General features: G+C 71.4%; 1 protein-coding gene and 1 pseudogene. Both read right to left on the bottom strand.

Annotated elements, in window-relative coordinates:
- Nucleotides 1–150 (bottom strand): annotated as a pseudogene (locus KS423_RS46980) (FHA domain-containing protein); the annotation flags it as partial.
- Nucleotides 151–196: 46 nt separating this feature from the next.
- Nucleotides 197–546: FHA domain-containing protein (locus KS423_RS46975; RefSeq protein ID WP_224285713.1), on the bottom strand; the 350-nt coding region annotated here is incomplete at its 5' end.

Genomic DNA, 546 nt, shown 5'->3' with positions numbered 1-546 from the left:
CGTCGTGGCGCTCGCGCCACGACGGGAGGACCGCGGGTTCACCTTGGTGCCGAACAGGTCGCTGCGGATCACCTGGACCGCGACGATGACGAACAGCCACAGCACGGCCAGGAAGCCCAGCCGCATGACCGTGAGGGTCAGTTCTGACATGACCGTCCCGCCAGTCGGTGAGCGAGGCGCGCGAACAATTCGGACACTACCCTTCGACCTGCCGGTAGACGATGGTGGTGGAGCCCACGACGATTCGGGATCCGTCGCGGAGCGTAGCGCGCTGGGTGTGCTGTCCGTCCACCACGATGCCGTTGGTGGAGCCCAGGTCGAGCACCATCGAAGGAGTGCCGGGCCGGATCTCGGCGTGCTTGCGGGAGACCCCGGGGTCGTCGATCCGCACGTCCGCCTCGGTCGACCGGCCGAGCACGCAGGCCGAACCGGTGATCTGGTGCCGGGCGCCGTTCACCTCGACCCAGCGGCGCATCCCGGCGCCGCCGTGGCCGGCGCCGGGGAAGGCGCGGACGTTGCCGCCGGCGGGCGCGGGCGGACCCGGGG

This window comes from Streptomyces sp. LS1784 (assembly GCF_020103755.1).
Taxonomy (GTDB): domain Bacteria; phylum Actinomycetota; class Actinomycetes; order Streptomycetales; family Streptomycetaceae; genus Kitasatospora.
The sequence above is the reverse complement of the archived record's forward strand: the minus strand, read 5'-3'. Positions and strand labels throughout refer to the sequence as shown.